Here is a 581-nt window from a genome sequence, read left to right on the forward strand (position 1 = left end):
ACTGCTACCGTTGGAGTTCAAAAATATTATGTAACGCAGAAGTTTAGCACAGGTTGCGAAGGTGATAAGGCGGAGATTACTGTTACCATCAATCCGCTACCTGCTGCTCCAACTGTTTCTGCTACATTAGCATATTGCCAAAACCAAACTGGAGTTCCTGCTCTATCTGCAACTCCATCAAGTGGTGCAACTTTGGTTTGGTATAATGCAAACGGACAAATTCTTCCATCTGCTGCAACACCCTACACTGCTACAGTTGGAGTTCAAAAATATTATGTAGCTCAGAAATTTAGCACAGGATGTGAAGGTGATAAGGCGGAGATTACTGTTACCATCAATCCGCTTCCTGCAGCGCCAACTGTTTCTGCTACGTTATCATATTGCCAAAACCAAACCGGAATTCCTGCATTAACAGCAACTAAAGAAACTAATGCAACTTTAGTTTGGTACAACGAAACTGGACGGGTTTTGCAATCTGCACCAACACCTTCAACTGCTGTTGCTGGGACATTGAAATACTATGTTTCGCAGAAATTTTCTACAGGATGTGAAGGTCCAAAAGCTGAGATAGTGGTAACCAT

Annotated in this window: 1 protein-coding gene; it reads left to right on the plus strand. The window is 42.3% G+C overall.

The window, feature by feature from the left end:
- On the plus strand, nucleotides 1–581 hold a 581-nt coding region (locus ACFOWA_RS17755), incomplete at both ends, for an Ig-like domain-containing protein (RefSeq protein ID WP_378987762.1).

Origin of the sequence: Pedobacter lithocola, assembly GCF_042650845.1 — a bacterium.
In the GTDB taxonomy this organism is placed as follows: domain Bacteria; phylum Bacteroidota; class Bacteroidia; order Sphingobacteriales; family Sphingobacteriaceae; genus Pedobacter; species Pedobacter lithocola.